A 25,629-nucleotide genomic window follows, 5' to 3' on the forward strand; every position below is an offset into this window, starting at 1 on the left:
GCCGTCCCGCGCCGCACTTGGGGGCGATTGCGAAAAACGCAGCGCCCCCGCGGCCCCGGCCGCGCCTAGGTCTTGCCCTGGGCCGGCGTGGTGTAGATGGGGCTGAGATCGTTCCAGACCTTGTCGGCGTCGAAGACCAGGCTGTCGGCGGCGCCGGCGGGCGGGGCGTCGACGAACTCGATCTCGGCCGTGGTCTTGAAGCCGTTGGGCGAGCGCGAGATCTCCGAGCCGTACATCGTCTGGACCATGTACTGCTTGTAGTCGGCCCGCTTGCGGATCACGAAGCCGGTCCGGCCCGCCTCGCGCGTCAGCTGGGCGGCGCGCAGCAGCATCATCTCCTCGACCGCCGCGTGGGTCGAGAACGCGCCCGAGAACTCGATCGAGGCGCCCTTGCCGTCGGCGGTCTTCTTGTCCTTGAAGCCGTTCGGCTTGAACCAAGCGCTCTGCTTGGAATAGGAGCGGTCGGCGCGCTCCAGCGGCGGCAGGGCCTTGGCGAAGCTCTTCGGATCCAGGCGCCGGGCCGCGTCGGCGCGGTCGGCGTTCATCAGGGCCTCCATCTGGGCCGAGGCGGACGGGGCCAGGGACACCATGCCCGCCGGCGTCGGTCGCTTCACCTTCTCGATCAGGTCGAGGGTGGCGGGCGTGGCGGGCAAACGGTCGCCCAGCGTCTCCAGCGTGGCCCGCGCCTGGTCGATCTTCCCGTCGTTCGCCTGGGTCCAGGCCTCGGCCACGGTGATGAAGCCCTGCGCGTTCTTGGCCTGCTCGGCGCGCAGCCGCGCCACCATGTTGGCCATCACGTCGTCGCCCGCCGGAGCCGCGGCGGGCGGGGCGGCGAAATCGGTCTTGTAGCGCGCGATGAGGGGCGCGGCGGCCGCGTTGTCGCCGGCCCGGGCATAGGCCAGGGCGGCCCGGGCCATGAACACCGGATCGCCGGTCATGGTGGGCAGGGTCATGCCGCGCGGCAGCCGCACGCCGGCCAGCGGCGACGTCGGGGAATCGGCCATCGCCGCCCAGTCTGCGGCCGCGCGGGCGTGCTGACCGCCCCATTCGCGGGACTTGGCGCGGGCCACGCGCAGGTCGGGCTCCAGCGCCGCCACGCGGGTCAGGACACGGTCCTCGTCGGGCGACCAGCGCGGATCGGCGTCGAGGATGCGCACGGCGGCCATCCCCACCTCCAGCGAGTAGGGCCGGGCGTCGGCGGCCTTGATCGCCAGGGCGGCGGCCTCGTCGAACCGATCCTTCTTCAGCTGGGTCGCGGCCTCGAACAGCTGGGTCGACGCGCCCAGGGACCGCGCATAGGTGGCGTCGTCGACATTGCCGGCGGCGGCGGCGTGGGTGGCCGCCAGGTCGGTCAGGCCCGCGTCCAGGTCGCCGGCCTCGATGTGGTGCAGGGCGCGGGCCTTCAGCAGGCTGACCTTGCGGGCCCAGTAGCGGTCGAGCATCGGGTCGGCCAGCACGGTGTCGCAGGCCTTGACGCCGGCGGCGCCCTGTTCGGCCGGTTCCTCGCGGCTGGCTTCGGGAAGGCCCATCAGACCGGCCGTCATGATCGCGGGCACCAGCCGGCTGAGCGTGACGCCGACGTTCTCGGGCTTGGCCAGGCCGTCGCAGCGCACCCAATCGCTGGGCTCGCCTGCCATGACCGGTCCCGCGCCGAGCGTCAGGACGCCGGCCAGCAAGAAGGATTTCAGACGCATGTACGCTTCCCCCGAAAGCGATTTGGAACTTGGCCATGGGTAGCCGGATTTTTCGGGGAGCGGAACGAGGATTCAGCTGGAGATTGCGAGGCCGCCCGTAACGCTTCGCGCGGGCGGTCAGGGCTCGGCGCCCGTGGCGATCAGCGGACGGCCGATCCTAACGGCTTCCTCGACGTTCGCGGCCGGCGCCACGCCCGCATAGGGCCGCCACCCATCACAGACGAGCTTGGCCACCGCGTCGTCTGCGCTTCCGGAGGGGATCGCCGCGGCTGGGCGCAGATCGCCGCTGACCGGGCCCTCGCGACCGCCGACCCGGACGCTGGAGAAACCGGCGTGGGCGATCGTGCGGGCGTCGCAGTCGATCAGTTCATGGCGCCAGCCGCCCCAGAAGGCCTCGCTCCCGGCGGTGAAGCCGTCCTCGGTCACCTGCAGCACGCGAAGCCTGGCCGTCCGCCCCGTCCAGGCGATCCCGCCCATGTCCACGAAGCTGGCGAAGCGGCCCACATCGGCCAGGCGCAGCTCGAGCGGGACCTGGGCGAACGCGGGCGGGGCGAGGGCGACCAGGCCGCAGACCGCACCGGCCACGCTTGCCCGAAGGCCAAAATCCACGCGATCTGCACCAAACATCCCGTTTCACCCCGTCGCCAAATCGTCTAATCGAGCCGGATGATCCAGCGTCGACGACCCGTCCCCTTCGAACTCGGCCCCGTGCACTTCATCGGCATCGGCGGCATCGGCATGTCCGGCATCGCCGAGATCATGATCCGCATCGGCTACACCGTGCAGGGCAGCGACGCCAAGGCCAGCGCCAACACCGAGCGCCTGGAGAAGCTGGGCGCGCGCATCTTCATCGGCCACGACGCGGCCAATGTCGAAGGCGCTTCGGCCATCGTCTATTCGACGGCGGTGAAGGGCGACAATCCCGAGATGGTCGCCGGCCGCGACAAGCGCCTGCCGCTGGTGCGCCGCGCCGAGATGCTGGCCGAGCTGATGCGCCTGCAGTTCAGCGTCGCCGTGGGCGGCACGCACGGCAAGACGACGACCACCTCGATGGTCGCGGCCCTGCTGGACGCCGGCGCCCTGGACCCCACCGTGGTCAACGGCGGCATCATCAACGCCTACGGCACCAACGCCAAGGTCGGCGAGGGCGACTGGATCGTGGTCGAGGCCGACGAGAGCGACGGCAGCTTCCTGAAGCTGAAGTCCACCGTGGCCATCGTCACCAACATCGACGCCGAGCACCTGGACCACTGGGGCGACTTCGACGCGGTGAAGCGCGGCTTCCAGGACTTCATCGAGAACATCCCCTTCTACGGCTTCGCGGCGGTCTGCACCGACCATCCGGAAGTCCAGGCCCTGACCTCGCGCATCGAGAACCGCCGCCTGGTCACCTACGGCGCCAACCCGCAGGCCGAGGTTCGCGTCTCCAACATCCAGATGGGTCCCGACGGCGCTACGTTCGACATTCTGGTTTCCCCGCGCGACGGCGAGCCGGTCCGCTATGACGGGCTGAAGATGCCGATGGCCGGCCACCACAACGTGCTCAACGCCACCGCCGCCGTGGCCGTGGCCCGCGAGCTGGGCGTCGACGCCGACGCCATCCGCGCCGGCCTGGCCGGCTTCGGCGGGGTCAAGCGCCGCTTCACCACCACGGGCGTGGCCAACGGCATCCGCGTGGTCGACGACTACGGCCACCACCCGGTGGAGATCGCCGCCGTGCTTAAGGCCGCCCGCGCGGTCTCGACGGGCAAGGTGATCGCCGTGGTCCAGCCGCACCGCTTCACCCGCCTGCGCGACCTGATGACCGAGTTCAGCAGCTGCTTCAACGACGCCGACACGGTGATCGTCGCCGACGTCTACACGGCCGGCGAACAGCCGATCGAGGGCGTGGACCGCGACCACCTGGTCGAAGGCCTCAAGAAGTTCGGCCACCGCCGGGCCCTGCCGCTGGAAAGCCCCGCCGCCCTGCCGGCCCTGATCGCCCAGGAGGCCCAGGCGGGCGACCTGGTCGTTCTGCTGGGCGCGGGCGACATCACCAGCTGGGCCTACGCCCTGCCGGGTCAGCTGGAAGCGCTGTCCAAGTGAAGGGGGGCGAAGTGAGCTGGAAGGCGTCGCTCCCCGCCGTTCGCGGCAAGCTGCTGTTCGACGAGCCCCTGGGCCCGTTCACCTGGTTCCGCGTCGGCGGGCCGGCCGAGGTGCTGTTCCTGCCGGCCGATCCGGACGACCTGCGCGACTTCCTCATGGCGCTGCCGGAGGAGGTTCCGGTCCAGGCGCTTGGCGTCGGCTCCAACGTCATCATCCGTGACGGCGGCGTCGAGGGCGTGGTCATCCGCTGCGCCGGCCGGGCGTTCGGCGAGGTGATCGTCGACGCCGAGGAGAACCTGATCATCGCCGGGCCGGCGGCGCTGGACGCCCAGGTCGCCCGGGCGGCGGCCAAGGCCGGCCTGGCGGGGCTGGAGTTCTTCGTCGGCATCCCCGGCACCGTCGGCGGCGCCCTGACCATGAACGCCGGCTGCTACGGCCGCGAGACCAAGGACATCCTGGTCAGCGCCTGGGGCTACGACCGCACCGGCGAGATGCGGGTCTGGAACAACGAGGACTTCGGCTTCACCTATCGCCACACCGAGGTGCCGGCCAACAGCATGTTCTGGGTCCAGGCGGTGTTCCAGGGAACGCCCGACGACCCGGCGGCGGTCCAGGCCCGCATGGCCGAGATCACCGCGCGCCGCGAGACCACCCAGCCGATCCGCGAGAAGACTGGCGGCTCGACCTTCAAGAACCCGCCCGGCCACTCGTCGTGGAAGCTGGTCGACGAGGCCGGCTGGCGCGGCAAGCCGTACGGCGGGGCGATGTTCAGCCCTCTGCACAGCAACTTCCTGATCAACACCGGCGAGGCCACCGCCGCCGACCTGGAAGGCCTGGGCGACACCGTCCGCGCCGACGTCCTGGCCAAGACCGGCGTCCAGCTGGACTGGGAGATCAAGCGGATCGGGCGGGCGGGCTGAGGCGCGGCCGGAGACATGCGCTTGCGCGTGTCCCCAAGTCCGGCTCGGCGCCCGTGATGCGGCTGGGGACACGCCCAAGTGCATGTCCCCGTCTCAGTCCCAAAGGTTACCGATAGTTCATCCGGTTGTTGCCTATCCGCTGGCAATAGCGGTGCTATGAAACCCCCAAATCGAGGGAGATTTCATGCGCCTGTTCCGCACTCTGCTGACCGCCGCCGCCGCGACCGCCCTGATGGCCGGCGCCGCCCACGCCCAGGACGTCAAGACCGCCGAGGCCCTGCGCGACAAGGCCCTGCTGGACCGCACGGCCTGGAACGTCACCGAGGACCTGACCACCAACATCGGCCCGCGCATCGTCGGCTCGCCGGCCATGGCCCGGGCCAAGGACTGGGGTGTGGCCAAGCTGAAGGCCCTGGGCTTCACCAACGTCAAGGTCGAGGAATTCGCCAAGCCGTCGTGGACGCGCGGCGAGGAAAGCGCCGAACTGGTCGCTCCCTATCCGATGAAGCTGAACATCGTCGGCCTGGGCCGCACCGTGCCGACCGGCCCTGAGGGCATCGAGGCCGAGGTCGCGCTGTTCAAGACCTACGCCGAGATGATCGCCGCGCCCGAGGGCTCGCTGAAGGGCAAGATCGTGGTGATCACCCAGCCGATGGTCCGCGCCCAGGACGGCGCCGGCTACGGCGTGGCCGGCATCTCGCGCCGCGCCGGTCCGGTCGAGGCCGCCAAGCGCGGGGCCGTCGCCCTGCTGATCCGCTCGGTCTCGACCTCGGACTCCACCGTGCCGCACACCGGCGTCACCGCCTTCGGCGACGGCGTCGCCTCGATCCCCTCGGCCGCCATGGGCGTGCCGGAGGCCGAGCAGCTGGAACGCCTGGCCGCCAAGGGCCCGCTGCGCATCAAGCTGAAGCTGGCCTCGACCGTCGATCCGGCCGACGTGGCCTGGAACATCTCGGGCGAGATCAAGGGCTCGGAAAAGCCTGACGAAGTCATCGTCATCGGCGGCCACCTGGACAGCTGGGACGTCGGCACCGGCGCCCTGGACGACGCCACCGGCGTGGCCATCACCACGGCCGCCGCCAAGCTGATCGGCGACCTGCCCAAGCATCCCAAGCGCACCATCCGCGTGGTGATGTTCGGCTCGGAAGAGAGCGGCGGCTCGTCGGAAGCCTATGTGGCGGCCCACAAGGACGAGCTGCCCAAGATCGTGCTGGCGGGCGAAAGCGACACCGGCGCCGACCGCATCTACTCGCTCAAGCTGCCCGCCGGCGCCCAGAAGCACGCCATCGCCACGGTCGCCGGCAACGTGCTGGCTCCGCTCAAGATCTATGTGAATCGCGACCCGTCGGCCCATGGCGGTTCGGACATCGAGGGACTGGAAGAAGCCGGCGTGCCGTCGATCGAGCTGGAGCAGGACGCCAGCCGCTACTTCGACTACCACCACACGATGGACGACACCCTCAACAAGGTCCGTCCGGACGAACTGGCGCAGAACGTCGCCGCCTGGGCCAGCTTCATCTACCTGGTGGCCGACAGCGACATCGACTTCCGGGCGCTGAAGACGGCCGCCCCGGCCGCTCCGGCGGGGCACTAGCGAGACGTGGGGACGCGCCGCAAGGGCGTGTCCCCGATCGCGGGCCGGGGACATGCCCTCGCGGCGTGTCCCCAAACCCTGCACCGAACTTCCGAAGCCGCTCCCTCAGGTCTCGACGCGTCCTCGCTAGCCAGGACGCATGACCCAGCCCCTTACAGACCATCACATCGCCGTCCTTCTGGGCGGCCCCTCCGCCGAGCGTGAGGTCAGCCTGACCACCGGCGCGCTCTGCGCCGACGCCCTGGAGCGCCTGGGCGCGCGGGTCAGTCGCGTGGATCCGGGGCCCGATGTCGCCGAGGTCCTCGCCCGCCTCAAGCCCTACGTCGTCTTCAACGCCCTGCACGGCCGCTGGGGCGAGGACGGCTGCGTCCAGGGCGTGCTCGAGACCCTGGGCCTGGCCTACACCCACTCCGGCGTCCTGGCCTCGGCCCTGGCCATGGACAAGGCCAAGTCCAAGGCCGTGCTGGCGGCGGCGGGCATTCCCGTCCCTGGCGGCGGCCTGTACGACCGCCACGATGTCGCGCGCGACCATGTGATGCCGCCGCCCTACGTGGTGAAGCCCAACGCCGAGGGCTCGTCGGTGGGGGTGTTCATCGTCCGCGAAGGAGCCAACGGACCGCCGCGCGAATTGGACGCGCCCGACTGGGCGTTCGGGGAGCGGGTGATGGTCGAGCCCTTCGTTCCGGGTCTGGAGCTGGCGGTCGCCGTGGTGGGTGAGTCAAATGGTCCCAGGGCCCTGGCGGTAACCGAAATCCGCTCGTCCACAGGTTTCTATGACTACGAGGCCAAGTACGCCGAAGGCGGTTCGATCCACCTGCTTCCAGCCCCGATTCCCAGCGCCGTAAGGGATCGGGCCATGCGCATGGCCGAGCTTGGCCATACAAGTCTTGGTTGCCGAGGTGTGACCCGATGCGACTTCCGTTATGACGACATTAACGACCTTCTGGTCCTTTTAGAGGTCAATACGCAGCCTGGCATGACACCCACTTCGCTCGTCCCCGAGCAGGCGGACCACACCGGCGTTTCGTTTGATCGTTTAGTGTTCTGGATCGTGGAGGACGCTTATGCCCGCGTCAGTGCGGGGGGGATCGCGTAAGCCAACGCGCCCCCGGGCCGAAGCGCCCGCAAGTCCGAAGGCCCGCCCGGCCGCGCGCAACGCCGCGCCGCCGGCCGGCAAGCTGCAAGCCGCGCGTGGAGGCGTGGGCGTCTCGCCGCGCCTGGCCCTGACCGTGGCCGGCGGCGCCCTGGCCGTCGCCGTGATCGCCACCCTGGCCACCGGCCATCGCCTGCAGCACCTGGGCGAGGCCCTGGGGCGCGGCGTCGACGGCGAGTTCGCCGACCTGGGCTTCAAGCTGAAGACCGTGCACATCGAGGGCGCCTCGCCGATGGCGAAGGCCGACATCCTGAACGCCACGGCGCTCTACCAGGACCAGCCGACCCTGGGTCTCGACCTCAACGACCTGCGCGCGCGGGTCGAGGGCGTGGGCTGGGTCAAGTCCGCCAAGGTCGTGCGCCTGCTGCCCGACACCGTGTTCATCTCCGTCGAGGAGCGCCCGGCCCTGGCCGTGTGGCAGCACTCCGGCGCGATGCGCGTGATCGACGGCGAGGGCCGGATCATCCGCGAGGCCGACGCCGCGCGCTTCCCGCAGCTGCCGCTGGTGGTGGGGCAGGGCGCCGACCAGGCCGCCGGCGCCATCCTGCCGGCCGTCAACGCGCGGCCGCGCCTGCGCGACCGTCTGGAGGCCCTGGTGCGGGTCGACGACCGTCGTTGGGACCTGCGCTTGAAAGATGGTTCGCTGATCCAGCTTCCGGCCATTGACGAAGAGTCCGCGCTGATTCAATTGGATCAGCTCGATCAACGACAACGAATCCTCGATCTCGGTTTCGCGCGCATCGATCTGCGCGATCCCGAAATGGTGGCCGTGAGGCCTCGCGACGCGGTGCTGCCCGGGCAGCCCGTGGCCGGCGGGGCCTGATCATGAACTTGTGTGTGAGGTGACTGTAGCGATGTCGCGACTGGATGACCGGAAACAAGCCAGGGAAGGCTTGAAGGCGACGCTCGTGCGTCAGCCCGCGGTCGCGGCCGTCGACCTGGGCGCGTCCAAGGTCACCTGCTTCATCATGAAGGCCGACGGGATCCATCGCGACAACCGCACCCTGACCACGGCCGGCGTCGGCTACGTGCAGTCGCGCGGTGTGCGCGGCGGGGCGATCGTCAATCTGGACGAGGCGGCCCAGGCCATCGCCCAGGCCGTCGAGCGGGCCGAGACCGTGGCCGGCGTCAACGTCCAGGGCGTTTCGGTCTGCACGGCCGGCGGCCAGCTGGCCAGCCACCGCGTCCATACCCAGGTGTCGCTGGGCGCCCGTCCGATCGGCGACGGCGACCTGTCGCGCGCCATCGCCTCGGCCCTGGCCCAGGTCCGCATTCCCGGCCGCAAGCCGATCCACCTGCTGCCGATCGCCTGGTCGGTGGACGGCCAGCGCGGCATCCGCGACCCGCGCGCCATGTTCGGCCGCGCCCTGGGGCTGGAGCTGCTGGTCGTCTCGGTCAACGAGAACATCTTCCACACCCTGGCCCACTGCGTGGAACGCGCCCACCTCAGCTTCGAGGGCGTGGTCGCCGCGCCCTTCGCCTCGGCCCTGGCGGCCCTGGAAGAGGACGAGATGGACCTGGGCGCGGTCTGCATCGACATGGGCGGCGGCTCGACCTCGGTGGCCGTGTTCAACAACGGCGCCCTGTGCCACGTCGACAGCCTGGCCGTCGGCGGCGGGCACGTCACGCAGGACATCGCCCGCGGCCTGCAGACCTCGGTCGCCGGAGCCGAGCGCATCAAGACCCTGCACGGCAGCGCCATCGCCTCGGCCAACGAGGACCGCGAGATGATCGAGGCTCCGCCGCGCGGCGACGATCCGGGCGCGGGCCCGGTGATCGCGCCCCGCAGCCTGCTGAAGGGCATCATCCAGCCTCGCGTCGAGGAGACGCTGGAGCTGCTGCGCGAGCGCCTGAAGGCCTCGGGCGCGCCGGTCGAGCCGGGCGCGGGCATCGTCCTGACTGGCGGCGCCAGCCAGCTGGCCGGCGTGCGCGAAGTGGCCGTGCGCGTCTTCGACCGCCCCGTCCGCCTGGGTCGTCCGCGCCGGGTGCCGCACCTGGCCGACGCCGCCTCCGGTCCGGCCTTCTGCGCCGCCGCCGGCGTCCTGCACCGCACGGCCTTCGGTCCGCGCGAGGTCGTCTCGCCCAAGGCCCTGGCCGGGGCGGCGATCCGCAAGCGTCCGCTGGACCCCAACGCCAGCCCGGTCGCCCGAGCCGCGGCGTGGCTGCGCGACAATCTCTGATCGAACATCGTGGGACTTCGTCCCACATCTTCCGAGCTTGACTAGAAGCTTGGCTGAGTCGCCCCGTCGGGGCGCGACCTCGAAATCGCGCGTGACACGAAATTTTTTCGTCTTGGTGAAGCTGGCCAAGAGCAACGGCCAAGTCTTAACAGAACTTAAGCCTGTTCGTTTACGATCTAAGTGTCGGAAACACCTGACAGCCTAGTTTTCGACGCTCTGAAAACGGGGTTTTCCAAGGCTTTTTCGGTCAGCGGCGTTCCGCCGCACGGGGGTTTTGGCTACCTTCGGGAACCCAAGGAATCCCTCGTGATTCCTTTGGATAACTGGATTTTTAGAGGCGCTTTGGGATCGACCCCGGGCCGACTCACTTTATGGAGTTAACCACCGATTAAGGTTGGTGGTTGTTCTGTTAACCCGATCGTCGAGATGACTCCCGGCGGTTGATCCGCTCGGTAGTTGACGAATTCGGCGTTTAGGACGCGAGGGTCCCATGGCTATTTCTCTTTCCGCGCCGCGTACCACTGAACTGAAGCCGCGTATCGTGGTGTTCGGCGTCGGTGGGGCCGGTGGCAATGCTGTCAACAACATGATCGAGGCCGGCCTCGAGGGTGTTGAGTTCGTGGTGGCCAACACCGACGCGCAGCAGCTCCAGTTCGCCAAGACCGACCGTCGCATCCAACTGGGCGTGCAAGTCACCCAGGGCCTCGGCGCCGGCGCGCACCCCGAAGTGGGCATGAGCGCCGCCGAGGAGAGCTTCCCCGAGATCGGCGAGCACCTGGACGGCGCGCACATGGTGTTCATCACCGCCGGCATGGGCGGCGGCACCGGCACCGGCGCGGCCCCGATCATCGCCAAGTGCGCCCGCGAGCGCGGCATCCTGACCGTCGGCGTCGTCACCAAGCCCTTCCACTTCGAAGGTCGTCACCGCATGCGTCTGGCCGACGCCGGCATCGGTGAGCTGCAGCGCTATGTCGACACCCTGATCGTCATTCCGAACCAGAACCTGTTCCGCGTCGCCAACGAGCGCACGACCTTCGCCGAAGCCTTCGGCATGGCCGACCAGGTGCTGCACTCGGGCGTCCGCTCGATCACCGACCTGATGGTCCTGCCGGGCCTGATCAACCTCGACTTCGCCGACGTCCGCACGGTCATGACCGAGATGGGCAAGGCGATGATGGGCACCGGCGAGGGCACCGGCGAAGACCGCGCCCTGATGGCCGCCCAGAACGCCATCGCCAACCCGCTGCTGGACGAAGTCTCGCTGAAGGGCGCCAAGGCCGTGCTGGTCAACGTGACCGGCGGCATGGACATGACCCTGCTGGAAGTCGACGAGGCCGCCAACGCGATCTCGGACCAGGTCGATCCGGAAGCCAACATCATCTTCGGCGCCGCCTTCGATCCGTCGCTGGACGGCGTGATCCGCGTGTCGGTGGTCGCCACCGGCATGGACGGCGCCTCGATCGCCCAGATCGAGCCCAAGCCCGTCGCGCGCAACACCACGGCCCAGCCGCTGATCGCCGAGACCCGTCCGGCGGCGCCGCAGGCCGCTCCGGCGCCCGCTCCGACCGTGGCCGAGACCGGCCGCCCGGGCATGCGCTACGAGCCGCGCCCGATCGAGCGTCCCGCCGCGGCTCCGGCCCCGGTCGCCTCGTACGCGCCGGAACCGACCTATGAAGAACCCGCTCCGATCGTCGAAGCCCAGGAAGACCTGCACTTCGAAGAGCCGGTGATGGAAGAGCCCCGCGTGACCGCCCCGGCGCCGCGCGTGACCCGCATCGTCGACCCGCTGGTCGCCGACACCGCCGAGGTCGAGGAAGAGCCGCTGTACAGCGAAACCTACGAAGACCGCCGGGCCCAGAAGTCGGGCGGCTGGATGAGCCTGTTCGGCGGCGGTCGCCAGCAGCGCTACGAGCAGCAACCGGCCCAGCAGCAGCCGCAACGGGGTTCGGCCCGCCCGCAGCTGCAGCCGCTGGAGCAGCCGACCACGGACGAAGGCGAGGATCTGGAGATCCCGTCGTTCCTGCGTCGCCTGGCCAACTGAAAAGCTCGATAAGTTTAGTAGCGTACCAGTAAGCGTAACCGAGACCCCCGGGGCGAAAGCTCCGGGGGTTTTGCTTTGGATCCTCCCCCTCCGGGGGAGGTGTCGGCGAAGCCGACGGAGGGGGAAGGCCGCAGACCGGGAAAGCCCCTCGCGACAGCTCCCCCGGAGGGGGAGCATCTGCTATGGGTCACAACCTGCCAATCCAGCTTCAATCCAGGTCACGATGAACCTCACCCGCGCCGATCGGAAGATCCTGGAGATCCTCCAGCAGGACAGTTCGATCACGAACGTGGAGCTGGCCGAGCGGGTCGGCCTGTCGCCCAGCCCCTGCCTGCGCCGGGTCAAGCAGCTGGAGGCCTCGGGCCTGATCAGCGGCTATGTCGCCCTGCTGGACCGGCGCAAGGCCAGGCTGGACCTCCTGGCCTATGTCGAGGTCCAGGTCGACCGCCACAGCGAGACCGCCGCCGAGGCTTTCGCCGAGGCCGTGCGGCGCGAGCCGATGGTAGTGGGCTGCCACGCCATGACCGGCGGCTACGACTACCTGCTGCGCGTGGTCGCGCCGAACCTGGACGCCTACGCCGAGTTCACGATGAAGCGCCTGCTGAAGATGCCGGCGGTCAAGGACATCCGGTCGTCCTTCGTGCTGGAGACGATCAAGGACGCGACGGCCCTGCCGCTGGACTATCTGGAATAGGCGCGCCCCGCCCTAGCTGGGCGGGGTCACCGGCGCGGGTTCGACGGTCCAGTAGTCGGGGCTGGAACTGGTGCTGATCCAGCTGCCCTCGAACGGCCGGGTGTCGCGGCTCAGGCCCTGCTGGAACTGGTTGTTCATCAGGATCACCTGGTCGCCGTAGCTGATCGACTGGCCCGGCCGGCTTTTGTTGTGGATGGTCCAGGTCTGGTAGGGCAGGTAGTCCCCGTCGAAATAGGGCGTGTAGTAGTAGCAGTCGTGGGAGTCGCTCCACGCCCCCAGGGCGTTGGCCGCCCACAGCCCGGATTCCCGTGAGATCAGGTAGACCTGGGCCTGGTCGGGCACGTGGCCCGAGACGTTGGACGCCGGCGTCACGAAGCTCAGGGGCGAGGGCGTGCCCTCTCCCAGGGTGGGGAACAGGGCGGCCAGGCCGATGTCGACGCACATGCCCATGGCCCCGCTGGGCAGGCCCGGGATCGCCGCCTTCACCGCGGCCTGGAAGGCCGTCAGGTGGTGGCCGTTCTGGTTCTTGAGCAGGAAGCTGTCGCCGTACTTCACGCCGTCGCCGTTCTTCCGGGTCTTGTCCATGAAGTCCAGGTTCGCCGCGTCGGTGCGCGGCTGGCTCAGGGTCATCACGGTCTCGAAGGTCGGCGCCGCCTCGGCCCGGGCCCCGAAGTCCGACAGCTGGCTCGAGCCGCCCAGCAGCTTCAGCGCCGTGGCGATCATGGAGGTGTGGTCGTAGGGCGTATCGGTGGGCGAGCGGAACACCGTGCCCGCCTGGATGTAGGGCGAGACCACGATGGTCGGCACGCGGCCGCCCAGCCGGTCGAAGTTGAAGTTGTTCTGGGTGGCCAGGGCCGGCGGCGTGCCCGAGCCCCAGGGCGGCTGCACCAGCCCCTGCGCCAGGCCCGCGGTCTGGTGGTCGAACGTGCCCACGAACTCGTCGAAGGTGATCAGCAGCAGGGTCTTCTGCCAGGCGTCCTGGTGCGAGATGAGGCTGGTGTAGACCTCCTTCACGAACTGTTCGCCCACCAGCAGGTTGCTGGGCGGGTGGTAGTCGTTGCCCAGGGCCGTGATCAGCGCCTTGGGCAGGGACGACTGGCTGGCCATGGTGGTCTGCGAGATCGACCAGTAGGGCTCGATATAGCTGAACGCCGGCAGGTTCCCGGCCTGGGCCAGCTTGTGGAACTGGTCCAGCGACTGGAACTTGCTGCTGGCGTCCTTCAGGTTCTGGATCTGGGGGAACAGCCGCCACGTGTAGCAGGACTCCAGCTGGCCGTTGGTCAGCGACTGCATGTAGCTGATATAGGGCTGCAGGGCCGTCCAGGTGGCCAGCAGCGCGACCCCGACCGGCGGGTCGACCACGGCCAGCACCGTGGCCAGCGCCTTGCCGTATTCCAGCAGGGTCGAGATTTTCTCGGGCAGGTACGGCGCCTGCCAGAACACGTTCCAGCCCCGGCCGGCGGCGTCCACGGCGTTGAAGATGGTCGGCGCGTCGAAGCGGTCGTCGCCGATGGACATGCCCAGCATCGACTCGATCGTCGCGGCCGGCGAGTTCGGGTCCTCCAACTGGCCGTTGTTGACCAGGCCCAGCGAGGTGCCGCACATCAGGAAGGCGCGGTTGGGATTGGTCTGGGACGGGACCGAGGCGTACCAGGCGTCGCTGACCGCATAGGCCTGGGCCAGCTGGTTCAGCACCGGCAACTGCTGGGGCGTGTAGCTCTGCATCACCTCGGGCGCGAGGCCGGGGATGTCGCCGGCGTCGATGCCCAGCGCCGTCATCACGTTCACGAAGTCCTGCAGGTAGCCCAGCATGTTGGCTTCGGTGACCGGCGGGAACGTCTCGGTGTTGAAGAACTGCAGATTGACGTGCTCGAGCTCTTCGCCGGGGTCGATCGTGGGGACGGTGAAGCCCTGCGCGCCCTGGATCGGCGGGCTAGAGATCGCGGGATTGGAGGCGGTGTTGGTGAAGGCGCCCAGGTCGACCGTCTGCAGGCCGTCGAAGGTGGGGCTGGAGCCCGCCGGCAGGACCTGGGACGGCGCGCCGGTCTGGTAGAGCCAGCCCAAAAGGCTGTCGAAGGAACGGTTCTCCAGCATCAGCACGACCACATGGTCGATGGTTGGCGTCGACATGCTTTCCTCGTGACTCTGCGACGGGCGTCCCGCGGCGCGCATCATGCCCTCATGGATTTAGTAACGGGATTTTTCTAGTATAACGCGATTTGGTCCGAGGCCGTCGCGCGAGTCAAGCCGTGTCGCGTGGACGGCTGTCGCGTCGCAACTGGGGCATGTCTCAACATGACCCGAAGTGGATAATCGTTGGCATATAGTGACATTATTTATCTGTATGTTGGCCATGATCGCCACGCTCTGACCGGCCCGTCGCGTTAACTTGCCCCGGTTCTGTCCGGAGGAGCGCGGCATGCTGGTTGTCGATCAAAAGTCCCTGTCGCCCGCCGTGGTCTCGCCCGTGCGTCCGGCGCTGGAAGGCGTCAGCGCCTACAAGGCCGGCATGACCCTGGCCGAGGCCGGTCGCCTGGCCGGCCGCGCGGACCTGTCCAAGCTGGCCAGCAACGAGAACCTGCTGGGCTGCAGCCCCAAGGTCGCCGACGCCGTGCAGGCCGCCCTGGCCAGCCCCGAGATCTATCCCGACCCCTATTGCGAGACCCTGCGCGCCGCGATCGGCGAGCGGCTGGCGGTCGATCCGGCGCGGATCGTCATGACCCCGGGCTCGGAAGCCCTGATCGACTACCTGTTCCGCGCCGTGCTGCACCCGGGCGACAGCGTCCTGCTCAGCTCGCCGACCTTCCCGGCCTACGCGATCTTCGGCGGCTGCGCCGAGGCGGTCTTCATCGACGTCCCGCGCCTGGCGAACTTCGACCTCGACGTCGAGGCCTTCAAGGTCGAGGCCGCCAAGGGCCCCAAGCTGCTGGTGCTGTGCACGCCCAACAACCCGACCGGCAACGCCATGACCGGCGTCGAGATGGCCGAGATCCTGGCCGTCACGCCGCGCTCGACCGTCGTCTTCGTCGACGAGGCCTATCGCGAATACCACGAGGCCTTCGACACCCTGGAGCTGCTGAAGGCCTGGGGCGGGACCTGGGTGTCGGGCCGCACCTTCTCCAAGGCCTACGGCCTGGCCGGGATGCGGGTGGGCTATGGGATCTGCTCGTCGGCCGAGCTGACGGGCTATCTGGACCGCATCCGCCCGCCCTTCAACGTCACCGCCATCAGCCAGGCCGCCGCCCTGGCCGCCTGGGACGACCAGGAACACCTGGAACGGACCGTGGCGCTCACGATCGCCGAGCGCGGCCGGGTCGAGGCCGTGCTGGACGCCATGGGCGTGGAGCGCACCCAGAGCGCCGCCAACTTCGTCTTCCTGCGCAGCCCGGCGGGCGCCGAAGCCACCGCCGCGCGTTTGTTGCGGGAAGGGCTTATCGTCCGTCCCACGCCCGTCCCTGGCGGCTGGGTGCGGATCACCATCGGCCGCCCCGCCGACAACGACCGCCTGATCGCCGCCCTGCCGGCCGCTCTCGCTCTCTGATCCTTCGGAGCCACGTCCATGAGCATCTCCCCCGAAAACCCCCTGGGCCTCGACGGCTTCGCCTTCGTGGAGTTCACCAGCCCCGAGCCGGCCGCCATGAAGGCGCTGTTCGAGCAACTGGGCTTCGTCGCCGCCTCGACCCATCCGACCAAGGCCGTGACCCGCTACAAGCAGGGCCGCATCAACCTGCTGGTCAATGACGAGCCCACCGGCCAGGTCGCCGAGTTCCGCGCCGCCCACGGCCCCTCGGCCAACGGCATGGCCTTCACCGTCGCCGACGTCGAGCAGGCCTACGCCGCGGCCCTGAAGCGCGGCGCCGTGGCGGCCGACGCCGGCCCGACCGTGCTGGGCGAGGGCGCGCGGGTGCTGGAAGGCATCGGCGGCTCGATGCTGTACCTGGTGGCCGGTCCCGACGCGGTCTTCTCGACCTGGACCCCGGTCGCCGGCGCGGCCGAGGCGGAAGCGGCCAACAATGTCGGCCTGGACCTGCTGGACCACCTGACCCACAACGTCCGCCGGGGCCAGATGCGCACCTGGTCGACCTTCTATCGCGACGTCTTCGGCTTCGAGGAGCAGAAGTACTTCGACATCAAGGGCCAGGCCACGGGCCTGTTCAGCCAGGCGATGATCGCCCCCGACAAGGCCATCCGCATCCCGCTGAACGAGAGCCAGGACGACCAGAGCCAGATCGAGGAGTTCATCCGCCAGTACAACGGCGAGGGCATCCAGCACCTGGCCCTGACCACCGAGGACATCTACGACACGGTGGAGCGCCTGCGGGCGCGCGGCGTGAAGCTGCAGGACACGATCGAGACCTATTACGAGCTGGTCGACAAGCGCGTGCCCGGCCACGGCGAGGACACCGAGCGCCTGAAGAAGAACCGCATCCTGCTGGACGGCAATGTCGGCGAGGAAGGCCTGCTGCTGCAGATCTTCACCGAGAACCTGTTCGGCCCGATCTTCTTCGAGATCATCCAGCGCAAGGGCAACCAGGGCTTCGGCAACGGCAACTTCCAGGCCCTGTTCGAGAGCATCGAGCTGGACCAGATCCGCCGCGGCGTGATCACGGTCGAGGCCTGAGGGCTTTCTCCGAATTCCCCTTCCGTGTCATCCCGGCCGAAGCGTAGCGTAGAGCCGGGACCCAGGGGACTGGGCTGACGCGGTGCGGTTCCCCTGGGTCCCGGACAGCCTCTGCGAGGCTTCCGGGATGACAACGATAAATGATGGCCAGAGGGTCACGGAAACGCTCATGGACCTCCACTACCAATCCGGCTTCGGCAACCACTTCAGCAGCGAGGCCGTCCCCGGCGCCCTGCCGGTGGGCCAGAACTCGCCGCAGACGCCGCCGTTCGGGCTCTATGCCGAGCAGCTGTCGGGCACGGCCTTCACCGCCCCGCGCCACGAGAACCGCCGGTCGTGGCTGTACCGCCTGCGGCCCAGCGCCGGGCATGGGCCCTATGCGCCCTACGCGCAGGATCGCCTGAAGAGCGGCCCGTTCGACGCCGCCGCGCCCACGCCCAACCGCCTGCGCTGGGACCCGATGGAGGTCCCCGCCGAGCCGACCGACTTCGTCGACGGCCTGGTGACGATCGGCGGCAACGGCGACGTGGCGACCCAGGCCGGCATGGCCGCCCACCTCTACCTGGCCAACCGTTCGATGATCGACCGGGTGTTCCAGAACGCCGACGGCGAGCTGCTGATCGTGCCCCAGCAGGGCGACCTTCACCTGGTCACCGAGTTCGGCCGGCTGGACGTCGCGCCCGGCGAGATCGTGGTGATCCCGCGCGGGGTGCGCTTCCGCGTCGAGATCGCCGGCCCGGTGCGCGGCTATGTCTGCGAAAGCTACGGCGCGGCCTTCCGCCTGCCGGAACTGGGGCCGATCGGATCGAACGGCCTGGCCAACAGCCGCGACTTCCTCAGCCCCGTCGCCGCCTTCGAGGACATCGACAACCCCACCGAGGTGATCCAGAAGTTCCAGGGCGGACTGTGGAAGGCCACCTGGGATCACAGCCCGCTGGACGTGGCGGCCTGGCACGGCAATCTCGCGCCTTACAAGTACGAGCTGGCCCGGTTCAACACGATCAACACGGTCAGCTTCGACCATCCCGACCCGTCGATCTTCACGGTGCTGACCGCGCCCAGCGAGGTCCCGGGCACGGCCAATGTGGACTTCGTGATCTTCCCGCCGCGCTGGATGGTGGCCGAGCACACCTTCCGTCCGCCGTGGTTCCACCGCAACGTGATGAGCGAGTTCATGGGGCTGGTCACCGGCGCCTACGACGCCAAGGCCGGCGGCTTCTCGCCGGGCGGCGCCAGCCTGCACAACGCCATGAGCGACCACGGCCCCGACGTGGCCAGCCATAAGGGCGCGACCGAAGCCGAGCTCAAGCCGCACAAGATCGACGGGACCATGGCCTTCATGTTCGAAAGCCGCTGGGTGATCCGCCCCACGAAATACGCTCTGGAGACTTCCGCGCTTCAGGCCGACTATGACGCGTGCTGGACGGGCTTCCCCAAGGCCCGGCTGCCCTAGAACAACGACAGCAAGAGGAAGCGCCCATGAAGCTCGCGTCTCTGAAGGGCGGCCGCGACGGCCGGCTGGTGGTGGTCTCCAACGACCTGGCCTGGTTCACCGACGCCGGAACGATCGCCCCGACCCTGCAGGCGGCCCTGGACGACTGGGAACGCTGCGGTCCGATGCTCGAAGCCCTGGCCAAGAGCGTCGAGGACGGCGGCGTGCCGCTGGAACGCTTCCACGAGCACGACGCCGCGAGTCCGCTGCCGCGCGCCTACCAGTGGGTCGACGGCTCGGCCTATGTGAACCACGTCCAGCTGGTGCGGCAGGCGCGGGGCGCCGAGATGCCCGAGAGCTTCTGGACCGATCCGCTGATGTACCAGGGCGCCTCGGACGGCTTCCTGGGCCCGCGCGACACCATCCCGCTGGCCAACTCCGCCTGGGGCTGCGACCTGGAGGGCGAGATCGCCGTGATCGTCGGCGACGTGCCGCTGGGCGCGACCCGCGAGGAGGCCCTGGACGCCATCCAGCTGGTCATGCTGTGCAACGACGTCTCCCTGCGCGCTCTGATCCCGGCCGAACTGGCCAAGGGCTTCGGCTTCGTCCAGTCCAAGCCGGCCAGCGCCTTCTCGCCCGTGGCCGTGACGCCGGCCCAGCTGGGCGACGCCTGGAAGGACGGCAAGCTGCACGGCGCGCTGCTGGTCACCCTGAACGGCAAGGACTTCGGCAAGGCCGACGCGGGCGTCGACATGACCTTCGATTTCGGAACCCTGGTGGCCCACGCCGCCAAGACCCGCGCCCTGACCGCCGGCACGATCGTCGGCTCGGGCACGGTGAGCAACCGCGACGCCGACGGCGGTCCGGGCAAGCCGGTGGCCGAGGGCGGCCTTGGTTATTCGTGTCTGGCCGAGGTGCGCACGGTCGAGACGATCCAGACCGGCCATCCCAAGACGCCGTTCCTGCTGGGCGACGACACGATCCGCATCGAGATGCGCGACGCCAAGGGGCACTCGATCTTCGGCGCCATCGAGCAGACGGTCGAGCGCATTTGAGCCAGGAGGTCGCGCCGGAAGCGACGACTGTCGGGCGGGTCTGGACGACGCCCGCGGGCGTGAGGCTGGGTCCGCTGGACCTGATCGCCGATCCCGGGGCGCGGAACTACGTGCTGCAGATCGGCGACAAGCGCTTCCACGGCTTCGTGGTGCGCCGGGGCGGGGAGGCGTTCGGCTATGTCGACCGCTGCCCCCACGCCGGCCTGCCGCTGGCCCAGGTGCTGGACCGCTACCTGACCGAGGACGGTGCGCTGATCGCCTGCTCGTGGCACGGGGCCCTGTTCGAGCCCGACACCGGGGCCTGCGTCGGCGGGCCCTGCGTCGGGGCGCGCCTGTCGCCGTGGCCCGTGCGGGTCGAGGACGGGCGGATCGTCACGGCTTGACGGCCGGGCTGCACGGAAACTGCACGGCCTTTTCCCGCCCCCTGGAACCCTCGGCCACGATCGCGCGACCTCGCGGCCCTAGACCTGTCCGGGCAGAGCAGGAGCCCGACCGATGCCTTTCGACCAGATCCAGGTGCGCGACTACGCCGTGGTGATCCACGCCGGCAACGACGAATGGACCTGGCAGGTGATGGATTTCGACGCGCGGATCACGGCCCAGGGCGGCGCGCCCGATCGCGAGAGCGCCTGGCGCAGCGGCATGTTCGCGGCGGAGGCGGTGGGCGCGTTCGCCCGTATCGGGCGGCGAGCCTAAGGCTCCGCGCAAAAGAAAGGCCGCCTTCTACAGGAGAAGAAGACGGCCGGAAGTCGCATAGGAGGAAACGCCCAGAAGGGCTGAGACCTCTATAACGCAATGTTCCTCCTGTGACAACGTTGTCATGGAATTTTTCCCGGCGACGCTGAAAACCTTGGTTTCCTTGGGCCGGCGGCCTTGGCGACGGCCGGTCGCCTCGCCAAGTTGGGAGGGATCCAGAAGGAGCCGTCCTGTTGAGTTTGACCCTTCGCCTCGCCGTCCCCGAGGACCTGCCCGCCCTGCGCGACCTGATGAACGCCTCGATCGGCGAGCTGCTCAAGCCCTTCCTCGGACCCGACGAGGTGGCGGCCTCGTTCGACATCATGGGGCTGGACAGCCAGCTGATCACCGACGGCACCTATTTCGTGGTCGAGGACTTTTCCGTTGGAGAAGGGGGCGCGCTGGCCGGCTGCGGCGGCTGGAGCCGGCGGGCGACGCTGTTCGGCGGCGACCACTCGGCCGGCCGCGACGCCGCCCTGCTGGACCCCGCCCGCGACCCGGCCCGGGTGCGGGCGATGTACACCCACCCCGACCATGTGCGGAAAGGCGTGGGGCGGCTGATCCTGGACGCCTGCGAGGCCGCGGCGGCGGGGGAGGGGTTCACGCGCTGCGAACTGGCCGGGACCATGGCCGGCGAGCCGCTGTACCGGGCGTGCGGCTATCACCAGATCGAACGGTTCTCGGCGCCGACGTCCAGCGGGGTCGAGGTGCCGCTGGTGCGGATGGGCAAGGCTCTACAGGCCCCGTTCCAATAAAAGGGCCAATAGAAAAGGGCGGGTCCGAGGACCCGCCCTTCCTAAGCTACTGACGCTACTAAACTCGGGCTTGGTCCGATTAACGGAACAGGCTGAGGATCGAGCCGGTCGACTGGTTGGCGATCGAGAGCGCCTGGATGCCCAGCTGCTGCTTGGTTTGCAGCGACTGCAGCTTGGCGCTTTCCTTGGCCAGGTCGGCGTCGACCAGGTTGCCCACACCGGCGTCGAGGCTGTCCTGCAGCTTGCCGACGAAGGTCAGGTGGGTGTCCAGGCCGGTCGAGCTGGTGCCCAGCGAAGCCAGCTTGTTGGTGGCGGTGCCGATGGCCTTGCCGACGGTGTCGATCATGGTCTTGGCGGCGGCGGCGGTCGTGAAGGTCGACGTCGTGGTCATGCCGATACCCTTCAGCGACAGGGTCTTGGACTGGACCGTGAACTGCGAGCCGTCCGAGTTGGCCAGGAAGGCCAGCTTGGTGGTCGAGCCGTCGGCGATCGACACGCCGTTGAACTTGGCGTTGGTGACAGCCTTGGTGATCTGGTCGCGCAGGCTTTCGAAGTCCGACTTCAGGGCGTTGAACGAGGCGGTGTTCAGCGAGGTGTCGGAAGCGGCCAGGGCCTTTTCCTTCATCTTGCCCAGCAGGTCGGTGACCGTGTCGCCGGCGGCCAGGGCCACGTCGATGGTCGACTGGCCGCGTTGCAGCGAGTCCTTCACGGCGTTCAGCGAGCTGGCGGTGGACGATTGGCCCTTCGCCATGGCCCAGATCGCGCCGTTGTCCTTGGCGTTACCGACCTTCTTGCCGGTGTTGATGCGTTGTTGCGTGACCTGAAGTTCGCTGTTGGTGGCGTTCAGGTTTTGCAGGGCGATCATCGCGCCCGAGTTCGTATTGATGCTGTTCAGAGCCATTTCGGCGATTTCCCATTCAAGGTGTCCGACGTCATTTTGACGGTCGGGAGCATTTTGCTCATCGCCAGTGTCCACGGTCGTGCTTTCGATATTGTAAAAGTGTCGCAGCTAATTTCAGGACTTGGATAATGCCTCGTTAGTCATTTCGATTCGGCATTGAATCGAATTCTTTTGATCGTGAATCCCGTTTACGAACATTAATTATCGTTGACTCTGTCGGCCCGCCGACTGTTCCTGGAAATACAACATCTGGTAGGCGGCGGGCCGTGGGTGGCCGAGTCTTGTCGGGCGAGGGCATAAGAAAAGGGCGGGTCCGAAGACCCGCCCTCAAGATGCTGAACTCGAAGTCCGTACCGCTTAGCGGAACAGGCTGAGCACCGACTGCGTCGACTGGTTGGCGATCGACAGCGCCTGGACGCCCAACTGCTGCTTGGTCTGCAGCGACTGCAGCTTGGCGCTTTCCTTGGCCAGGTCGGCGTCGACCAGGTTGCCCACGCCGGCGTCGAGGCTGTCTTGCAGCTTGCCGACGAAGGTCAGGTGGGTGTCCAGGCCGGTCGAGCTGGTGCCCAGCGACGCCAGCTTGTTGGTGGCGGTGCCCATGGCGGTCGTGACCGTGTCGATCATCGTCTTGGCCGCGGAGGCCGACGTGAAGGTCGACGTCGTGGTCATGCCGATGCCCTTCAGCGACAGGGTCTTGGACTGGACCGTGAACTGCGAGCCGTCCGAGTTGGCCAGGAAGGCCAGCTTGGTGGTCGAGCCGTCGGCGATCGACACGCCGTTGAACTTGGCGTTGGTGACAGCCTTGGTGATCTGGTCGCGCAGGCTTTCGAAGTCCGACTTCAGGGCGTTGAACGAGGCGGTGTTCAGCGAGGTGTCGGAAGCGGCCAGGGCCTTTTCCTTCATCTTGCCCAGCAGGTCGGTGATGGTGTCGCCGGCGGCCAGGGCCACGTCGATGGTCGACTGGCCGCGTTGCAGCGAGTCCTTCACGGCGTTCAGCGAGCTGGCGGTCGACGACTGGACCTTGGCGGTCGCCCAGATCGCGCCGTTGTCCTTGGCGGTGCTGATCTTCTTGCCGGTATTGATGCGTTGTTGCGTGACCTGCAGCTCCGAATTGGTGCTGTTCAGGTTTTGCAGGGCGATCATCGCGCCCGAGTTCGTGTTGACGCTATTCAGCGGCATCCGACTAGTTCCTATTCAAGGTTGTCGGCGTCATTTTGACTACCGAGAGCATTTTGCTCGCAACCAGGGTGTCGTCGGGCGGTTTAAAATGGATGAACTCGGAATATTGTTCGCGGCCAACTTTTATAGGTAGGCAATTTATGCTGCGTCGAGTTGTCTACGTTGGGTTTATGTGGCGTTTTGACGCAGTATTGGCTGAACACCTATAAATACTGGGCGCGGGTCGCTAGAGCGCCGTCCCGGTCGTCGGAGCGGCCCGCGACCAAACGTCCGGAGATTGCGCGTCAGGCGCACAGCCGCTGCGGCGCCACGTCGCGGTCGTCGGCGTCGAAAAGATCGAAGGCCTCTTCCCAGGCCGCCTGCCGCGAGGCGCGCAGGGCCGCGTCGTCGATGATCCGGACGATCTGGTCCTCGCGGTCGTTCCACACCAGGCCGATGTCGGCGGCGCGCCCGGCGTCGCGGCCCAGCAGCAGGATGATGTCGGCCTTCAGCACCCGCTCGGGGCTCAGCCGCATCAGGGTGCGTCCGCCGCCCAGGTCGCGATGGACATCGGCGAAGTCGAGCACGGCCGAGATCATGGCGGCGCTGACGGGGGCGACATGCCAGTCTTGAGCGAGGAGGCGGGTCATGGGGGCGGGCTCCTGAAGAGGCGTTCTGCCGGGCCGGTGTCTGAGTTTCCCTTTTGAGGGTGGCGTGCGTCAAAAACGGTCGTATAGAGTCGCGCCATGCGACACGACAAAGCCACCCGACTGCTGGACCTGGCCCGGATGCTGGCCGGATCGTCCGAGGGCATGACCCTGGACGAGATGGCCCGCGCCATGGACGTGGGCCGGCGCACGGCCGAGCGGATGCGCGACGCGGTGTGGGCCGCCTTCCCGCAGATGGAGGCGGTCGACGATCCGCCGACCAAGCGCTTCCGCATCCCGTCGGGCCTGGACAGCCTGTTCCAGACCCCGACCGCCGAGGAGCTGGCCGCCCTGCGCACGGCGGCCGACGGCTACGCCGCGGGCGGAGCCGAGGGGCGGGCCGCCGCCCTCTACGCCCTGGAGCGCAAGCTGATGTCGGCCCTGCGCGGCGCGGCGCGGCGCAAGGTGGCCCCCGACCTGGAGGCCCTGATCCAGGCCGAGACCATCGCCATCCACCCCGGCCCGCGCCCGTTCGAGGACGAGGCGGTGCTGACCGCCATCCGCACGGCCGTGAAGGGGCTGCAGGCCCTGTCGTTCCGCTACGAGGGCGGCAGCGCGCCCGGCCGCACCCGCAAGGTGACGCCCCTGGGCATCCTGTTCGGCCACGCCAACTACCTGGTCGCCGCCGAGGGCAAGGATCCCAGGCCCCGCACCTTCCGCCTGGACCGGATGCACTCGGTCACGGCCCTCAGCGAGCCCGCCCCGCCGCCCGAGGACTTCTCGCTGCAGGCCTTCGCCGACGAGAGCTTCGGCATCTTCCACGGGGACATCGAGGACGTGGCCCTGCGCATCGCGCCCGACCGCGCCGAGGACGCCCTGCGCTGGCGCTTCCACCCCAACCAGGCCGTGGTCCAGGAGGAGGACGGCTCGGTGCTGGTCACCTTCCGCGCCAGCGGCCTGCGCGAACTGGCCTGGCACCTGTTCACCTGGAGCGACGCGGTCGAGATCCTGTCGCCGCCCGGCCTGCGCGAGATGATGGTGCAGGAGCTGCGGACCGCGCTGAAGGCGCACGAGGGGCGCGGCTAGGGCCTGCTGTCGCCCGCCTTCTCCACGAACCCGCCCACCACGTCCGCGAAGGCGTCCGGCCGTTCCAGATAGATGAAGTGGCCGCCGCCGGTCATGATGATCCGTCGGGCGCCCGGGATCAGGGCCTCCAGGGCGCCGGCGTGGGCGTGGACGTCAGGCATGTCGATTTCGCCGGTGACGATCAGGGTCGGGACCTTGATCTCGTCCAGCCGGCCCATGACCTCCGGCCCGTCCTTGATCATCCGCGACGCGCCGAAATTGCTGGGATGGGCGGTGAGGTCGGCCAGGACGAAGGCGCGCTGCGCCTCGGCGCCGGGCGTCAGGATGTAGGGGTCCTTGACCGCGTCGGCGAGGCGGCCCTGGGACAGCAGCCCGACCAGGGTCATGGTCCGCTTGGTGAAGTGGTCGGTGGGTTTGAAGCCGTTCACCGCCGCGCCGACCAGCACCAGACCGTCCACGGCTTCCGGGTGGGCCAGGGCGAAGTCCACGGCGATCCCGCCGCCCGACGACGAGCCCAGCACGGTGGCGTGGTCGATCCCCGCGGCCTTCATCACCGCCGCCAGGTCGCCGACGGCGTCGTAGAGCGCGGTCGCGGCCGGCGAGTTTCCGTAGCCCCGCCGGTCGTAGCGCACCACCTTGAACCGGGCGCACAGCTTGGGCCAGGCGGCGTCGAAGGCCGAGCTGTCCAGGATGCCGTCGTGCAGCAGGACCAGGGCCTTGGGCCCGGACCCGCAGGTCTCGTAGGCCACCTTGCCGCCCTCCACGGGGACGAAGGCGGGCGCGGCGAGGGCGGGGGCTGCGCCGAGCAGCAGGCAGCCGGCCGCGATCGCCCAGGCGGGCGTTGAAGGCAGTCGCATCGATCTCTCCTGTGATGAAGG

Annotated in this window: 23 protein-coding genes; 16 read left to right on the top strand and 7 right to left on the bottom strand. The window is 68.7% G+C overall.

Going from position 1 to position 25,629, the window contains the following annotated elements; genetic code table 11:
• Positions 1-65: 65 nt before the first annotated feature.
• Entirely contained in the window at positions 66-1,694 is a 1,629-nt protein-coding gene (locus tag WAE60_RS18110) for a hypothetical protein (protein WP_337687764.1), read from the bottom strand.
• Between the two features lie 117 nt (positions 1,695-1,811).
• Entirely contained in the window at positions 1,812-2,279 is a 468-nt protein-coding gene (locus tag WAE60_RS18115) for a hypothetical protein (protein WP_337687765.1), read from the bottom strand.
• 81 nt (positions 2,280-2,360) lie between these two features.
• Between WAE60_RS18115 and murC the strand changes: the two genes are divergently transcribed.
• The 8 genes from murC (at position 2,361) to WAE60_RS18155 (ending at position 12,361) form a co-directional block, all read left to right on the top strand.
• Positions 2,361-3,779, top strand: coding sequence for a UDP-N-acetylmuramate--L-alanine ligase (gene murC / locus WAE60_RS18120; RefSeq protein WP_337687766.1), 1,419 nt, complete (start codon positions 2,361-2,363; stop codon positions 3,777-3,779).
• A gap of 11 nt (positions 3,780-3,790) precedes the next feature.
• A complete protein-coding gene (murB, locus tag WAE60_RS18125; RefSeq protein ID WP_337687767.1) occupies positions 3,791-4,699 on the top strand; it encodes a UDP-N-acetylmuramate dehydrogenase in 909 nt (302 codons plus the stop codon).
• A 184-nt stretch (positions 4,700-4,883) separates the two neighbouring features.
• Entirely contained in the window at positions 4,884-6,293 is a 1,410-nt protein-coding gene (locus WAE60_RS18130; RefSeq protein ID WP_337687768.1) for a M20/M25/M40 family metallo-hydrolase, read from the top strand.
• A gap of 139 nt (positions 6,294-6,432) precedes the next feature.
• Complete coding sequence (locus WAE60_RS18135) at positions 6,433-7,389, top strand: D-alanine--D-alanine ligase (protein WP_337687769.1); 957 nt, start codon at positions 6,433-6,435, stop codon at positions 7,387-7,389.
• Entirely contained in the window at positions 7,358-8,269 is a 912-nt protein-coding gene (locus WAE60_RS18140; RefSeq protein ID WP_029907295.1) for a cell division protein FtsQ/DivIB, read from the top strand. The genes WAE60_RS18135 and WAE60_RS18140 overlap by 32 nt, the downstream gene beginning before the upstream one ends.
• A 31-nt stretch (positions 8,270-8,300) precedes the next feature.
• Positions 8,301-9,626, top strand: coding sequence for a cell division protein FtsA (gene ftsA / locus WAE60_RS18145; RefSeq protein WP_337687770.1), 1,326 nt, complete (start codon positions 8,301-8,303; stop codon positions 9,624-9,626).
• A gap of 490 nt (positions 9,627-10,116) precedes the next feature.
• Positions 10,117-11,667, top strand: a complete 1,551-nt coding sequence (gene ftsZ, locus WAE60_RS18150; RefSeq protein ID WP_337687771.1) for a cell division protein FtsZ — start codon at positions 10,117-10,119, stop codon at positions 11,665-11,667.
• Between the two features lie 223 nt (positions 11,668-11,890).
• Entirely contained in the window at positions 11,891-12,361 is a 471-nt protein-coding gene (locus WAE60_RS18155; protein ID WP_029907292.1) for an Lrp/AsnC family transcriptional regulator, read from the top strand.
• 12 nt (positions 12,362-12,373) lie between these two features.
• Here the strand turns inward: WAE60_RS18155 and WAE60_RS18160 are convergent, their stop codons facing one another.
• Positions 12,374-14,491 (bottom strand): alkaline phosphatase family protein, encoded by a 2,118-nt coding sequence (locus WAE60_RS18160; RefSeq protein ID WP_337687772.1) that lies wholly within the window; start codon positions 14,489-14,491, stop codon positions 12,374-12,376.
• A 289-nt stretch (positions 14,492-14,780) separates the two neighbouring features.
• Between WAE60_RS18160 and WAE60_RS18165 the strand changes: the two genes are divergently transcribed.
• The 7 genes from WAE60_RS18165 to WAE60_RS18195 all read left to right on the top strand — a co-directional run bounded on the left by WAE60_RS18165 (position 14,781) and on the right by WAE60_RS18195 (position 20,959).
• Positions 14,781-15,902 carry an aminotransferase class I/II-fold pyridoxal phosphate-dependent enzyme gene (locus tag WAE60_RS18165; protein WP_337687773.1) on the top strand — a complete coding sequence of 374 codons (1,122 nt, stop codon included), beginning with the start codon at positions 14,781-14,783 and terminating at the stop codon, positions 15,900-15,902.
• An 18-nt stretch (positions 15,903-15,920) separates the two neighbouring features.
• A complete protein-coding gene (gene hppD / locus WAE60_RS18170; RefSeq protein ID WP_337687774.1) occupies positions 15,921-16,982 on the top strand; it encodes a 4-hydroxyphenylpyruvate dioxygenase in 1,062 nt (353 codons plus the stop codon).
• A 169-nt stretch (positions 16,983-17,151) separates the two neighbouring features.
• Complete coding sequence (gene hmgA / locus WAE60_RS18175; RefSeq protein WP_337687775.1) at positions 17,152-18,435, top strand: homogentisate 1,2-dioxygenase; 1,284 nt, start codon at positions 17,152-17,154, stop codon at positions 18,433-18,435.
• Between the two features lie 26 nt (positions 18,436-18,461).
• A complete protein-coding gene (locus WAE60_RS18180) occupies positions 18,462-19,469 on the top strand; it encodes a fumarylacetoacetate hydrolase family protein (protein WP_029907287.1) in 1,008 nt (335 codons plus the stop codon).
• A complete protein-coding gene (locus WAE60_RS18185) occupies positions 19,466-19,852 on the top strand; it encodes a Rieske (2Fe-2S) protein (RefSeq protein ID WP_029907286.1) in 387 nt (128 codons plus the stop codon). The genes WAE60_RS18180 and WAE60_RS18185 overlap by 4 nt, the downstream gene beginning before the upstream one ends.
• Before the next feature lie 112 nt (positions 19,853-19,964).
• On the top strand, positions 19,965-20,165 hold the full coding sequence (locus tag WAE60_RS18190) for a hypothetical protein (protein ID WP_029907285.1): 201 nt from the start codon (positions 19,965-19,967) through the stop codon (positions 20,163-20,165).
• 290 nt (positions 20,166-20,455) lie between these two features.
• Entirely contained in the window at positions 20,456-20,959 is a 504-nt protein-coding gene (locus tag WAE60_RS18195) for a GNAT family N-acetyltransferase (protein ID WP_337687791.1), read from the top strand.
• Positions 20,960-21,038: 79 nt separating this feature from the next.
• On the opposite strand, the gene WAE60_RS18200 is transcribed toward WAE60_RS18195, so the two are convergent.
• From WAE60_RS18200 to WAE60_RS18210, 3 genes are all read right to left on the bottom strand, one after another.
• Positions 21,039-21,860 carry a flagellin gene (locus tag WAE60_RS18200; RefSeq protein ID WP_337687776.1) on the bottom strand — a complete coding sequence of 274 codons (822 nt, stop codon included), beginning with the start codon at positions 21,858-21,860 and terminating at the stop codon, positions 21,039-21,041.
• 357 nt (positions 21,861-22,217) lie between these two features.
• Positions 22,218-23,039 carry a flagellin gene (locus tag WAE60_RS18205; protein ID WP_337687777.1) on the bottom strand — a complete coding sequence of 274 codons (822 nt, stop codon included), beginning with the start codon at positions 23,037-23,039 and terminating at the stop codon, positions 22,218-22,220.
• Positions 23,040-23,323: 284 nt separating this feature from the next.
• Positions 23,324-23,668, bottom strand: a complete 345-nt coding sequence (locus WAE60_RS18210; RefSeq protein ID WP_029906977.1) for a hypothetical protein — start codon at positions 23,666-23,668, stop codon at positions 23,324-23,326.
• A 96-nt stretch (positions 23,669-23,764) separates the two neighbouring features.
• Here WAE60_RS18210 and WAE60_RS18215 point away from each other — a divergent pair, with 96 nt between their 5' ends.
• The gene (locus WAE60_RS18215; protein WP_029906978.1) at positions 23,765-24,751 is read left to right on the top strand and encodes a YafY family protein; all 987 of its coding nucleotides are present in this window, start codon (positions 23,765-23,767) and stop codon (positions 24,749-24,751) included.
• On the opposite strand, the gene WAE60_RS18220 is transcribed toward WAE60_RS18215, so the two are convergent.
• Entirely contained in the window at positions 24,748-25,608 is an 861-nt protein-coding gene (locus WAE60_RS18220) for an alpha/beta hydrolase (RefSeq protein ID WP_337687778.1), read from the bottom strand. The two genes, WAE60_RS18215 and WAE60_RS18220, sit on opposite strands and share 4 nt — an antisense overlap.
• Between the last annotated feature and the right edge of the window lie 21 nt (positions 25,609-25,629).

The organism is Caulobacter sp. CCG-8 (genome assembly GCF_037402475.1).
Lineage (GTDB): Bacteria > Pseudomonadota > Alphaproteobacteria > Caulobacterales > Caulobacteraceae > Caulobacter.